General features: G+C 33.5%; 13 protein-coding genes. 7 read left to right on the forward strand and 6 right to left on the reverse strand.

Annotated elements, in window-relative coordinates:
* Positions 1-46: 46 nt before the first annotated feature.
* Positions 47-637, reverse strand: coding sequence for a DedA family protein (locus ACQVV1_RS21985; RefSeq protein ID WP_431169499.1), 591 nt, complete (start codon positions 635-637; stop codon positions 47-49).
* Positions 637-1,215 carry a class I SAM-dependent methyltransferase gene (locus ACQVV1_RS21990; RefSeq protein ID WP_309259454.1) on the reverse strand — a complete coding sequence of 193 codons (579 nt, stop codon included), beginning with the start codon at positions 1,213-1,215 and terminating at the stop codon, positions 637-639. The genes ACQVV1_RS21985 and ACQVV1_RS21990 overlap by 1 nt, the downstream gene beginning before the upstream one ends.
* Positions 1,216-1,612: 397 nt before the next feature.
* Here ACQVV1_RS21990 and ACQVV1_RS21995 point away from each other — a divergent pair, with 397 nt between their 5' ends.
* Entirely contained in the window at positions 1,613-2,842 is a 1,230-nt protein-coding gene (locus ACQVV1_RS21995; RefSeq protein WP_431169500.1) for a helix-turn-helix domain-containing protein, read from the forward strand.
* A 312-nt stretch (positions 2,843-3,154) separates the two neighbouring features.
* Positions 3,155-3,454 (forward strand): YolD-like family protein, encoded by a 300-nt coding sequence (locus ACQVV1_RS22000; protein WP_431169502.1) that lies wholly within the window; start codon positions 3,155-3,157, stop codon positions 3,452-3,454.
* 81 nt (positions 3,455-3,535) lie between these two features.
* Here ACQVV1_RS22000 and ACQVV1_RS22005 read toward each other — a convergent pair whose 3' ends face one another.
* Complete coding sequence (locus tag ACQVV1_RS22005) at positions 3,536-5,485, reverse strand: ABC transporter permease (protein WP_431169503.1); 1,950 nt, start codon at positions 5,483-5,485, stop codon at positions 3,536-3,538.
* Positions 5,472-6,242: an ABC transporter ATP-binding protein gene (locus ACQVV1_RS22010; protein WP_431169504.1), complete on the reverse strand. Its 771-nt coding sequence runs from the start codon at positions 6,240-6,242 to the stop codon at positions 5,472-5,474. Before ACQVV1_RS22010 ends, ACQVV1_RS22005 begins: the two co-directional genes overlap by 14 nt.
* Before the next feature lie 306 nt (positions 6,243-6,548).
* Here ACQVV1_RS22010 and ACQVV1_RS22015 point away from each other — a divergent pair, with 306 nt between their 5' ends.
* Positions 6,549-7,424 (forward strand): AraC family transcriptional regulator, encoded by an 876-nt coding sequence (locus tag ACQVV1_RS22015; protein ID WP_242252338.1) that lies wholly within the window; start codon positions 6,549-6,551, stop codon positions 7,422-7,424.
* A 39-nt stretch (positions 7,425-7,463) separates the two neighbouring features.
* Here the strand turns inward: ACQVV1_RS22015 and ACQVV1_RS22020 are convergent, their stop codons facing one another.
* Positions 7,464-8,102 (reverse strand): SdpI family protein, encoded by a 639-nt coding sequence (locus tag ACQVV1_RS22020; protein WP_242252337.1) that lies wholly within the window; start codon positions 8,100-8,102, stop codon positions 7,464-7,466.
* Positions 8,099-8,371: an autorepressor SdpR family transcription factor gene (locus tag ACQVV1_RS22025; RefSeq protein ID WP_001070523.1), complete on the reverse strand. Its 273-nt coding sequence runs from the start codon at positions 8,369-8,371 to the stop codon at positions 8,099-8,101. Before ACQVV1_RS22025 ends, ACQVV1_RS22020 begins: the two co-directional genes overlap by 4 nt.
* 208 nt (positions 8,372-8,579) lie before the next feature.
* Between ACQVV1_RS22025 and ACQVV1_RS22030 the strand changes: the two genes are divergently transcribed.
* From ACQVV1_RS22030 to ACQVV1_RS22045, 4 genes are all read left to right on the forward strand, one after another.
* The gene (locus ACQVV1_RS22030) at positions 8,580-9,275 is read left to right on the forward strand and encodes a response regulator transcription factor (protein ID WP_000276732.1); all 696 of its coding nucleotides are present in this window, start codon (positions 8,580-8,582) and stop codon (positions 9,273-9,275) included.
* Between the two features lie 2 nt (positions 9,276-9,277).
* The gene (locus ACQVV1_RS22035; protein WP_000765345.1) at positions 9,278-10,300 is read left to right on the forward strand and encodes a sensor histidine kinase; all 1,023 of its coding nucleotides are present in this window, start codon (positions 9,278-9,280) and stop codon (positions 10,298-10,300) included.
* A gap of 94 nt (positions 10,301-10,394) precedes the next feature.
* Positions 10,395-12,368: an FtsX-like permease family protein gene (locus tag ACQVV1_RS22040; protein ID WP_431169505.1), complete on the forward strand. Its 1,974-nt coding sequence runs from the start codon at positions 10,395-10,397 to the stop codon at positions 12,366-12,368.
* A gap of 72 nt (positions 12,369-12,440) precedes the next feature.
* Complete coding sequence (locus ACQVV1_RS22045) at positions 12,441-14,396, forward strand: ABC transporter permease (RefSeq protein ID WP_242252333.1); 1,956 nt, start codon at positions 12,441-12,443, stop codon at positions 14,394-14,396.

Below are 14,396 nucleotides of genomic sequence, written 5' to 3' on the forward strand. Positions count from 1 at the left end.
GCACAACAAAAGAGGCTGTCCAAAATGTATTTTGGAACAGCCTCCGCTACTTACTCACTACTACACTTCTTTTTACGTAAAACAAACTGCCAATAAAAACGACAACTACGCCAAAATACACGCCATACTCTATCGCAACTGCTACAATCCTTTCAATATGTTGTCCAAATAAAGAACCGAGCACGAAATAAATGAGTGTCCAAACAAACCCTGTCGTATAGGAATACAAAGCATATATCCGAAATGACATGTTATTCATCCCAACTAAATATGGCACGATATGTCTTACAACTGGTATGAAGTAACTTGTGACTAACGCGTAATGGCCATACTTCTCTACCATTTGTTGCGATTTCAAAAGATATTTCGCCTTTTTCTTTTTCATTAGCTTATCAAGTACTTTCGTACCAAATATTTTCCCTAATATATAACCTAAAGATAGCCCTGATACAACACCTAAATACGTTAATACAAATGCAGGAATGACACTTAATATCCCTAGTGAAGATACAAAGCCACCACTCATCACAATCATTTCGTCTGGAATTGGCATACCGATAATCCCTAACCATAAACAGAAAAATAACGCCCAATAACCGTATTGTTCAATATAAGATAATAATTCTTGCAATTCCATTATGCATATGCTCTCCTTAGCTCTTTTTTACAGCTAAAGACGTACGCTGGTGGGAAATTGAGCCACACTTTTTCTAGTGTAATTTCAGGGAAGAAAAGCTGTATAAATCCTTTTTTCACAAGTGAATATTGAAATGTAATGAATTCCCCATTCTCATGTATCGCTTCCATTACATTGTTTAAAATGCCCTTTGAAACTTCTTCTGGCAAAGAAGTAAAAGGCAATCCTGATAAGACGTAATCAACGCATTTTATATGGAACTCTTCCATATACTTCTTTATATTTTCAGCTGAACCGTGTACAACAATGACGTTCTGCTCATCTTTAAACTTTCTCTTTAACTCTTTGCAAAACACTTCATTAATTTCAATAAGAAGAAATATTGTTTCCTTCTTCTTTCTCTTCATAATTTCTTTCGTAAAGACTCCTGTACCAGGCCCTAACTCTACAATGCATTTTGCTTTATTAAAATCAATTACATCTACCATTTTCTTTGCTAATATTTTTGAACTTGGCGCAATTGCACCAGTATGTTTCGGATGTTTAATAAATTCATGTAAGAATGTTATGAGTTGCATGTAAACCTCTCCCCATTCGTTCGATAGTTTTTAACTTGTTTCTAAGTATAACTATCGTTTCTTAATAAAAATTGAGGAGATTTCTTAAGATTTTATGAAGAATGTATCATTCATTCTTATACATGAAATCTTTCGTATTACATAAATAAATACCTCTTTTATATTTATTCATTTGATATAATGAATATAAAAAGGAATTTCATGGAAGGTACCATCTCTATGTCTATTTTCATACAACATATGCAGAATTTAATTTGTAAATCACCTTTCATTATTATCCAATATATGTAATCCTTTTTGCGTGAGAAAAAAATTCAAATAACAAGAAATTTATATCTTATAGAAAAAATGTAGATTTAAGTATTAATATTTCAAAACGATTGAAAAGGAGAAGATAATGAATAATTCCATCGACCTACAGCACTTATGCGATCTTGTACATAGCACTTTTCATGTACCTGTTCAATTTCTATCTACTGATAGAAAAATTGTGTATGAATCTACTTCTCATACGATTGGTAGTCCTTTTTATTCTTCTAAAGAAGAACATCTGAATGAACTTTATCAAGAAAACGCTCCTTGTAATTTTCCAATTTTCAAAGGGAATAAATATCTTGAGAATTTCATTAGCATCCATATAACAGATCATGAACATATAAAAGGAACGATTATAATCGGCCCTACTGCCTATCCAAAAGTATCAGATGAAATGGCTATTAAACTTATGAAATATTTCAACTGTCATAATAAAATGCAACAAGGAATAGAGTACTATCAATTTCTACCTGAGATTAAAAAAAGTACGCTAATTGATATAAGTATTTGGTTACATTACGTCATTTTCAATGAAAAATTAAATCGCGATATTGTTTGGGAAAAAAATAAATTGCTCGAAGATGTTTCTTATAAAATCGTAAATCCTGATCTATATATTTCAAAACGTCGCCGGCATGATCCGCAAAATTATGACATATCATTGGAACGTAAATTTTTTTCAGCCATTAAAGAAGGCAATAAAGAAAAAGTCATACAATATGCGTATTCCTTCCCACAAGAAGATGCGGCAATTTCATCCAAAGGAGATCAACTTAGAAACCAAAAAAATAACGGTATTATCGCAATTACACTAGCTGTTCGATATGCGATAGATGGTAATCTTCCATCAGACATTGCTTTTTCACTTGGTACTTTATATATCCAAACGATTGAAAAGCTAGATAACATGTATTCCGTAAATAGATTAATTGAAGATGCATTATGTACTTTTGCAGAACGGGTGAAAGAATATAGTGATCAAGCATATTCTAATTCCATTACTACATGCCTAAATCATATTCACAAACATATTTACGATGAAATAACTCTCAATGACCTTGCTAACCTTTTACATATTTCCCCTACTTATTTATCAAAGTTATTTAAAAAAGAAGTGGGAATTCCTTTAAGTGAATACATCCAGAGGGAACGCGTAGAAGAAGCAAAAAAATTATTAACATTAACGACTTATCCACTATCAGATATTTGTGCCTGGCTTAATTTTAATGACCAAAGTTATTTCACAAGAGTCTTCAAAAAAATTACTAGTATGACTCCTAGACAATATCGTGAAAATCATACCGTTATATAAAAACGCTTTCTTAAATGAAGGTGAGATAGTTGTCATACTAGCTCACCTTCCTCAAGCCGATTTATTGTCCTTCATCCACACTTATCTTAATAAAGTTTTAATCCTCTTCAAAAAAGTACAAGAATGACAAATAAATTACTATAAATAAGTTAATGAATTTGATAATTTTTTAGTACTAAGCAAATTCGGCTCCAAATCATCCATCATTGTTTCGTTCTATACATAAGTTGCTTACGCAATTATAAGTAACGACTACTTCCATAGTGATTAACCTTTCTATATAGAAAATATATTGTTAGGAGAATAGAAAGCATGAGTAGTACAAATATATCAAAATCGCCTCAAATGACTATTACGTCTAAACAATCTGCTGACATAAAAGAATCGCGAAAAGTATCGCCATACGATGATAGAGAAAGAATTGAAGACACTTTATTACGCTCATTCATTTCAGAAAAAGAAATATTGCTAACTTATTATAAAGATGGTTATTTCCCTACAAGTTATATGACTGTAATTGAATTAAACCCTTTGAAACGTTCTTTAATATGCATAGATGCCTTTGACCGCAAACATACTTTTAGTTTAATCGATATAATCGATGCGCGTTAATTATTTCTATAAAACAAAAATAGCCATTCACCTCATAAAAATTAGGTAAATGGCTATTTTATTTTCTCACAGCTTCACTTATTATTTCGCACTTACAATCTTATAATAAGAACGAACTGTTAAGAAGTAATATCCAATATAAATGACGCCGTATACTCCAATACTAATTAGAAGCGGAATCATAATTTCAAATGGTAATATATTTGCTAAACCTTTTAGTGCAAATAAGCTGTGCAGAATTCCGATTACTAACGGAATAGCGAAGATAAAGCTCACTTGTTTTGCGATAGCCTTCTTCATCTCTTGCTTCGTTACACCAACTTTATGAAGGACAACGTAACGATCACGGTCAGCACTTGCTTCTGTAAGCTGCTTAAAGTAAATGATTGAGCCTGTCGCTAATAGGAAGACTAATCCTAAAAATAGTCCAATGAACATCATTAAGCCTGTCGTTTCAAGCCCCATTTGGAATCCTGTATAGAAATCATTAAATGGTTTTAAAACTTCTGATTCACCAGCTGGCATAACGCTTGCTAATTTCGCTGTTAACTCTTTACTATTCCGCTCACCTTTTACATCAATATTTTTTACAATACGCGTTTCGTTTACTTGTTTCGCTTGCTCATATGTTTGATCCGGAACGATTACAAATAGTTCATTTAAGTTTGTAACACTTCTACTATTTACACCTTTAATTGTTAACTCTTTTGATTCATTTCCAACAGGGAATACAGCTGTATTTCCTGTGTAAAGAGGACCAAAATCAAGATTTTCAATATATAAGCTATCATATACAAAAGCTTCATTCGCACTTAAATTTACAGGTTCTACATCTAAATGTTTCGCAAGTGCATTAAAGTTTGATTGAGAAATAAGCTCGTACTGCTTCGTAATATTGTAGTGCGTGTTCAGAACTTGATCCGCTCTTTCACCTTTAAATGTTCCTTTCACAGGAATCATTTCAACATCTGCTTCATATGTCATTGGATGATTATTCTTCTCTCCAGCAAGTATTTCATTTACTTTTTTATCTAATGCTTCATCTTTTTTCTCATAAGAATAACTATATGGTGCAGCCACTTTTGATTGCGTGAATGTATTGTAATACATCGTAACTGACGTACCAACCGCCGTTAATGTTACTGCACTTAAAATAGCAATTGTCGCAAGTGATTTTGCATTTCCTTTAATGCGATATAGTAACTGTGATGTCGTTACCATATTCATACCGTTATAAAACGCTGACTTATTATTTCTTGCACGTTTTAATACAAATACTGTGAAGAACATGAATAATAAATAAGTTCCTGCTACTGTCGCTAATAAAATGTATAATGCGACGACCATAAAGTCTGCATACATAACTGCTTTCATGTACATTAACGCTAAGAAATAACCTGAACCGATTAAGAAAACTGAAATTAATGCCATAATGACAGAGCCTTTTGGCATTGCTTCTCCTTCACGTTCTGCGCGGAAAAGTTCAATTAACTTAAAGCGATAAATTAAACGATATCCTTGAAGTGATGTATATAAAATAATCACAAAGAAAATAATTGCTGTATCAATAACGGCAGCCATCGGTACTTCAAAATGAACATTTAAGTTTAATCCCATCATGCTTACTAGCAGTTCAAGGAATAATTTTGAAAGGACACTACCAATCGCAATCCCGATAATTAAAGACATTAATCCCATTAACATATTTTCATAAAAGAGCATTTTACCAATCTGTTTTTTACGAATACCTAATAAGGAATATAGTCCAACTTCTTTTTTACGTTTTCTTGTAAAGAATCCGTTCGAATATATAATAAACACCGCTACGAATATAATTAGCATGACACTAGAAACTTGGAACGCTCCACTAATTTTTTTAGAAGCTTCCGCTGCTTTTTCCATTTGTGAATTATATTGCAGTGCTTTAAATGTAAAGTAAATAACGATACTAAAAATCATAGATGCAAAATATACAAAGTAGTCTTTAAAATTCCGCTGTATGTTGCGGAGGGCAATGCTAGATAAGGTCATCAGCCATACCTCCGGAAATAGCAGACATTACGTCAACGACTTGTTGGAAGAATTGTTTACGCGTTAATTCACCGCGGTGCAATTCTTTATATAACTCACCATCTTTAATGAAAATAACTCGTTTACAGTAACTTGCCGCAAATACATCGTGCGTTACCATTAAAATTGTAGAGTTATCATATTCATTTAGCGACTTCATACTTTCAAGTAAATCTGTTGCTGATTTAGAATCAAGTGCTCCAGTCGGCTCATCCCCGAAAATCATACTTGGATTTGTAACAATCGCACGTGATGCTGCACAGCGCTGTTTCTGCCCACCAGATACTTGATATGGGAACTGACTTAAAATATGATCAATACCAAATTTCTTTGAGATTTCAAGAACGCGGCGATCGATTTCATTTGCTTTCACCTTTGATAACGCAAGAGGTAACGCAATATTCTCTTTCACCGTTAACGTATCTAATAAGTTATAATCTTGGAAAATGAACCCTAAATGATCGCGGCGGAATAACGCTAACTTATCATCATTCATTTTCACGATATCTTTTCCATCAATTAAAATCTCACCGTTCGTCGCATTATCAATTGTAGAAAGAACGTTTAGTAAAGTCGTCTTACCCGAACCAGAAGGTCCCATAATTCCAACGAACTCACCTTCTTTTACTTGTAAGTTAATACCTTTTAACGCTGCAAATTTATTACCACCCGTGTCATACACTTTTTCAATATTTTTTGCTTCTAACACTGTTTTCATCTCGACATCCCTCATTTCATCTATTCTCTATTTTCACTATATACATTCTCTACTCTTGCCACTATCGATGTTTCTTACACAAACATGACAGTTATGTAAGCCCGGTGAGCAAAGAAATCAAAATTTAACCTAATGAATCAAAGTACTTTGTTACTATAACATTGGGATATCATGCCATCCATTCATTCTCCTTACAGGAACATTACAATTTTGTAAGGTAAAAAATGCACCCTACAAAGTTGTGCATGAAATGTCGGATGGGGCTATTTTTTTCCTGCTATTCTATTTAACAAGGAGGTCATGGTTATGGATTCACTTAAAAACATGAACGCTGCAATGCAGTATATTGAAGACAACCTTACACATGAAATTGATTTTAAAGAAGTCGCAAAAATAGCTTATTGCTCCGAATATCATTTCAAAAGAATGTTTTCTTTCCTAGCTGGCATATCACTATCAGAATATATTCGCTGTAGACGTCTTACTCTCGCTGCTTTTGAACTAAAAAATAGCGATACAAAAGTGATTGATGTCGCTATAAAATATGGCTACAATTCACCAGATTCATTCTCTCGTGCCTTTCAAAATTTGCAAGGGATAACACCTTCAGAGGCCCGAAGTAGTAGTCATTCTTTAAAAGCCTATTCACCAATGACCTTCCAATTATCCATTCAAGGAGGAAATGAAATGAACTATCGAATTGAAGAAAAAGACTCATTTCAAATTATAGGTATTACCAAACGAGTACCAATCGTTTTTAACGGTGTAAATGAAGAAATTGCTTCTATGTGGAAAAGTTTAAATCCAGAGGCTATTCAAACATTAAAGTCCCTTTCAAACATGGAACCTACTGGAATCATTAGTGCTTCTACTAACTTTTCTGAAGGAAGAATGGAGGAAAAAGGCGAACTCGATCACTACATTGGAGTAGCCACAACGAAAGATTGCCCAGAGCAATTCGCGCAACTTGAAGTCGCAACTTCAACGTGGGCTATATTTGAAGCTGTCGGTCCATTTCCTGAAACATTACAAAATGTATGGGGACGCATTTATTCCGAATGGTTCCCTTCCTCGAACTATGAACTAGCAGAAGGACCAGAAATATTGTGGAATGAACAGAAAGATATATCTTCTTCAAACTTTAAAAGTGAAATTTGGATACCAGTTTTGAAGAAGTTATAAAAAAAAAGCTACTTTTCCATGAAAGGAAAAGCAGCTTTTTTACATTTTTAGTTCTTTTTTATAAACAACATAGGAATATCCCATCGTACCAACAACCAATACAGCAACTACACTTAACAAACTAATCATTTTCCACATTCCCGGTAGAAACGCCGAAATCATAATTACAATACCGCCAATCATCATAATCTTTGATCCTAACCGATGTGTTTTTCTCCACACTTCCTCACTACTTAACGTCCACGGTGTTTTAATACCTATGAAGAAATTTGGTTTACATTGCTGCATATAATTGCCTAGTACAACAAAGAAGATACCGACAATTATGTTCACAACAATTCCAATTGGAACGTTATATCCTAAAGCATTTGCTAGTGTCATCATATTAATAGTAAATAAGAAAAATAAAATTGCTCCATTTATCCTTCCAAGTGCTTTAGGAAATTTTTTATAGTTATCGTACTTCGGATCTATCTTAGGTAATACAGTCACTACTGCATATATAAAAACCATAATTGCTACATCAAAAATCATCATTCCCATTTTTGACATATGCCCATCTACTTCGCCATCAATGTTCCAATGACTCGGAACTTCTCCCGGTAAATAAGGCCACGCGATACTCCATGCAATAATCGTTAAAGCAATTAACAGTAACGGAAATATATGCTTTCTCATTTCCCCTCTTCCCCCTTATTCGTAAACGTAAACACCCAAGTCAATAAATCTTGAAAGACAGTTGTGTTTAAAGAGTACATAACGAATTGACCTTTCTTTTCATCTTGAATAAGTTCAGCATTTTTAAGTGCGTTTAAGTGGTGTGAAATACTTGGTTTTGTCATATTGAAATGTTCAGCGATCTCACCAGCGGTTAGATCACCTTCTTTTAATAAGTCTAAAATTTTTCGCCTTGTTGGATCTGCTAATGCTTTGAATGCTTGATTCAATGTCTTTCTTCCTTTCTATAATTAGACATTTAGATATTTATCTAAATGTTAAACCAATTACCGTTATTTGTAAATTTTATCCAGCGCCCTTTTTACTTTTTACGCTTTTGCCCTATACTGTTTATTAGCTTATCTTTCAACATAATGAAAAGACTTGAAACACATGATACACTATATCTACAATTGTTTTTTTAGGAGGAATATACATATGTACAAAATTTTAATCGTTGAAGACGATCCAAATATTTCATCATTACTACAATCTCACATTCAAAAGTACGGTTACGACGCTGTTGTTACTGAAAACTTTGATGATATTATGGAATCGTTTAATGCAGTGAAACCACATCTTGTTTTACTTGATGTAAACTTACCGAAATTCGATGGATTCTACTGGTGCCGTCAAATTCGTCATGAATCTACTTGTCCAATTATTTTCATTTCAGCGCGTGCAGGTGAGATGGAACAAATTATGGCGATTGAAAGCGGTGCAGATGATTATATTACAAAACCGTTCCACTACGACGTTGTAATGGCGAAAATTAAAGGTCAATTACGTCGTATTTACGGTGATTATGCCCCAAATATTTCTGAACGTATCGTTGAAGTAGAAGGTTTAAAACTATTCCCAGAACGTCCAGAAATTCATTTTGGATCTGAGCAAGTTCTTTTAACGAAGAAAGAAGCTATTTTAGCAGAAATGTTATTATCTAAATTCCCTCGTACGGCGAGCCGTGAAGATTTACTAGCTGCTCTATGGGATGACGAGAGCTTCGTTGAAGAAAACACATTAAACGTAAACATTACGCGTCTTCGTAAAAAGTTCAATGAGCTTGGTATTGAAAATGCTATTGAAACAGTGCGCGGACTTGGGTATCGTTTTAACGCAACTTGGAGTGAATAAGCATGAAGCTATTTTTACGTGATCATTTTGCATTTTTTCTACTGTACGTATTAAACTTCGGTATCATCTTCGTTCTTTATGATGCAGTAGATGGATTTCAAAATAATAAATTTTACTTCGTCGTTTTAAGTTTATATTTATTCATTTGTTTCCTTGCTTATCGTTACGTTCGCAATCGTAGAATGTACCATAGATTAAGTGAGCAACCAGAGAAAATGGAAGATGCATTCATTGAAAGAGCAACTGCTCCGATGCCCCACGGCGTAAATGAACTCGTGCGTACGCAGTATCGTCTCTTCCAAAAAGAACTACAATCGTATGAAGTAAAACAACAAGAACATCAATTATTCATTAACCACTGGGTGCATCAAATGAAGACACCTGTTTCTGTTATGCAGCTTATGGTGCTCGAAATGGAAGATGAACATTTGATTCCGAAATTCAAAAAAGAATTAGAACGATTAAATCAAGGGCTTGATATGGCTTTATATATGGCAAGATTAAATAACTTCCATGAAGATTTCCATGTCGAGACGATTTCATTAAAAGATACAGTAACGAAAAATATTAACGGATTAAAAGAACTATTTATTCGTAATGGCGTTTTCCCTGTTTTAGAAGTCCATTCTGATTTAAAAGTCGCTTCTGATGCGAAATGGCTAAAATTTATCATCTATCAGTTAATGACAAATGCTGTTCGTTACTCTGGTGAGCGCGGAAAGAAAGTGTTCTTATCTGCTTACCGAAACGGAAAAGATATTATTTTAGAAGTTCGTGATGAGGGTGTTGGTATTCCGCAAGAAGATATTCGAAGAGTATTTGAACCGTTTTACACTGGAAAAAACGGCCGTACATTCGGAGAATCTACTGGTATGGGACTTTATATTGTAAGTAAAATTTGTGATTATTTAGGTCACTCTGTCAAACTTGATTCTGAAGTTGGTAAAGGAACGACGATTAAAATCATCTTCCACAACGCTGCAAATAATCAAGCAGAACATACGGAGAAGGTGACCGAAGCATGATCGTAACATATGCTAGCAAAATGTATGAGAACTTACTCTCATACATTTTTTGCAATAAAACTACTTATTTGCCTTCTAGCAGGAGGTACGTATTATGACCTTTTGGCAGTTTGCCTTTAAAAATGTAACACGTAATTCCAGAGCTTATTTTGCTTATTTCGTAAGCAGCTCGTTTTCCATCGCTGTTTTCTTTTCATTCGCTGTTTATTTATTTCATCCGAAATTACAAGATTTCAGTATGAGCTCTGAAATTTCAGGATTAATGATTTTTTCAGAAGTTGTCATTGTCTTATTCTCTTTCTTCTTTCTTATGTATTCAATTGGATCGTTTTTAAAAGTTCGTAAAAAACAATTTGGTGTGTTAACCGTTTTAGGTATATCAAAAAAGCAATTACACCGACTCATTTTCACTGAAAATATGTTAATTGGTATTTTGTCTATCTTTTTCGGTATGCAGTTTGGACTTGTCTTTTCGCAATTTTTCTTATTAGTAACAGCGAAAATTACACATCTACCAGGGACATATTTATATCCCCCTACGAATGCTTTCATTTTAACAACGATTGTGTTTCTTGGTCTCTTTATCGCTGTATCTTCATTTACACCCATGCTAATTCGTACGAAAAAGACGGTAAACCTATTAAAAACGAATGGTAGGAAACAAAAGGAAAGAAAACCATCCATATTTATCTCTCTATTTGGTGCTATCTGTTTATTAGGTGGTTATATTTTAGCGGCAAACCCTAAATATTTCTTCTCAATAAACACGCAAGTAGGCGTTATCTATATGGTTTCAAGTGTTTTTGTGATTCCAGCACTTGTTACAATTGGGACATATTTTTTCTTTTCTCAAATTAGTTTCTTACTTATTTATATTTTAAAGAAAAGAAGAAAGTTTTATATGAAACGAATTAATATGCTTTGGATTTCGGATTTAGCAAGTCGTATTCGAACGAATATCAATATGCTTTTTATTGTAGCGATGCTATCTACAATTGCTTTCACAATGATCACTTTCCTATATGGAGTCGGAAAGTTTACAAAGCTAGATGTTGCGAAAACTTCACCTTTTCCATTTTCTTATTTTTCATATGACGCAAATCCTTTTGTTAACAAGCATTTAACTTGGCTTGAACAGCAGTTACAAAAAGAAAATTTCTCTTATAAAAAGATCAAAACTGATTTATATGAAACACCATTGAAAGAAGATGAAGGTATAACGACTTACAATGACATTTATGCAATGAAACAAAGTGACTATAATAAACTTGCCGTTTCCCTGCGAATGAAACAACTATTCATGAGTGATAACGAAGCATATGTCTTAACAGGTAGCGCTTATGTCACCTTATTCAGCGAGTTTGAGCCAAGCTACAATAGAAAGTCCATTACACTTTCTAGCACAAATACGACATTACAAGTAAAAGGCTATGAACAAGTAGGGGCCATTCCCTCCGACTTTTCATATCAAACTTTAATTTTACCTGACACTGTTGTAAACAACTTACCAAATACAACAAAGCATGTATCAGCGTACAATTATAACGTACAAAACTGGGAAAAGACGTATGAAATTGCTGATAATTTTATGAAAAAAATACAAAGAGATCGACAGGAATTCCAATACGAAGGACCCCTTATACGATCCTATGAATCAGCAGGTTCATTATATAGAATCACATCAGGAAGTGCCGCATATTTCCTAATCGGGACTTTCCTAGGAGTCATTTTCTTTATTGGAGCAGGTAGCGTTCTTTACTTCAGAATGTATACTGATTTAACGAACGAGCAAGAAAAGTATGTAACGATTTCTAAAATTGGTGTAACAGATGCAGAGATGAAACGATCTGCAACCATCCAACTTAGCATTTTATTTTTCATTCCGTACATTATGGCATCCATTCATACAATGTTTGCAACGAAAATGCTACAAGATGTAATTGGTTTATCTTTGTTCAAAGAAGTTTCAGCCGTTCTTATTATTTTTGGATTCGTTGAAATTGTATTTTTCTTCTTCATTCGTTCGCTTTACATGCAAAAATTATCACAATATACTAATACACATTAAAAAAGTTATTACATGAGAAGGTGGGATCTCTTCCCTCCTTTTCATGCTCATTATATTAGGAGGTTTAGGTGAATGACATTTTGGCAGTTTGCCTTTAAAAACGTCTCGCGGAACGCCAGAGCTTATTTCGCCTATTTTGTAAGCAGTGCGTTTTCCATTGCTATTTTTTTCTCGTTTGCAGTTTATTTATTTCATCCTAAATTGCATATGACAGACTTAAATACTGCTCTGAACATATTAATGACAATTTCAGAAGTTGTCATTGTATTCTTTTCATTTTTCTTTTTACTATATTCAATCGGTACTTTCTTAAAAGTACGAAAAAAGCAATTTGGGATTTTAACAGTACTTGGCATCTCTCAAAAACAATTAAAACGACTCATATTTATAGAAAATATGTTAATTGGTGGTCTTTCTATATTTTTTGGCATTCAACTTGGACTTGTCTTTTCACAGTTCTTTTTATTAGTTACCGCCAAGATTACACATGTACCTGGTTTATATTTATATTGGCCGACAGGTGCCATTATTTTAACTATCATTATCTTTCTTGGACTCTTTATTCTCGTATCATCTTTTACACCGATGCTCATTCGTACGAGAAAAGCTGTACGTCTTTTAAAAGAAGGAACAAAACAAAAAGAAAGAAAAGCATCTGTGCTCATCTCTCTATTTGGTGCGATATGTTTAATATCTGGATATACGTTAGCCGCAAATCCATTATATTTTCTGTCGCTAGGTGACATCATTGGGCTTTTATATGCCGTCTCTAGTATATTTGTCATCCCATCGTTTATTGCAGCTGGAACATATTTTTTCTTCTCGCAAATTAGCTTTTTACTCATTCGTATATTAAAAGCTCGAAGAACGTTTTATATGAAACGGATTAATATGCTTTGGATTTCGGATTTAGCATCACGTATTCGAACGAATATTAATATGCTCTTTATTGTGGCGATGCTATCAACGCTCGCTTTTACAATGATTACATTCCTATATGGTTTTGGGAAGTTCACAAAGTTTAATGAAATAAGGAAAAATCCTTTTCCATTTACTTATTTATCACATACTGAAAACACGTTAGGTGATGAACATTTAAACTGGTTAGAACAAAAATTTAATGAAGAACAATTTACTTATGAAAAATTTAAAACGGATATATACGAAGTATCTTTAGCTGAAGATAACACGCAGGTCTATCATGTAATGAAACAAAGTGACTATAATGTACTCGCCAATGCATTAAACTTAGATCCACTCATCGTAAAGAATAATGAATCTTATATTCTTATGAAAGAAATAGATGATCATTTCATTGGAACATTTTATGATAAAGAAAAAAGAGATAGTCTTACACTTACTCAAAACTCTTTACATTTGAAAGTGAAGGATTATAAAAGTACTAGTCCGTTCCCAAACTGGTTAGTACCGAAGTTACTCATTATATCTGATGAAAATGTAGAAGCCTTATCAACTATTTCCAAACAAATGAGTGTATATAGCTTCAAAGTGCCGAATTGGGAAAAGGCATATAATATCGGTGCTGCATTTATAACAAAAATCAGTAACGACAATGCAGCGATTCAAGCAGAACATGCACCATTCCATGCAAGTGAAGCAAGTAACTCTCTATACAAAACGAAACTAAATGTCGCTTCATTTTTCTTGATTGGAACTTTCCTTGGTGTTATTTTCTTTATTGGTGCTGGTAGTGTTCTTTACTTCCGTATGTATACTGACTTAACAAACGAGCAAGAAAAATATGTAACGATTACAAAAATTGGTTTAACAGAAGACGAAATGAAGCGATCTGCTACCATTCAACTCGCTATTTTATTCTTTGTCCCTTACATTATGGCATCCATCCATACGATGTTCGCGACAAAGATGTTACAAGAAATTTTAAATCTCTCGTTCTTCGCTGAGATTACAGTCGTACTTATGATTTTTGGAACGGTTGAAATTCTATTTTTCCTTTTAATTCGTTCCTTTTATATGCAAAAATTATCACAACACATTAAGTTTTAA

The sequence above is a fragment of the Bacillus basilensis genome (genome assembly GCF_050630465.1).
Taxonomy (GTDB): Bacteria; Bacillota; Bacilli; order Bacillales; family Bacillaceae_G; genus Bacillus_A; species Bacillus_A basilensis.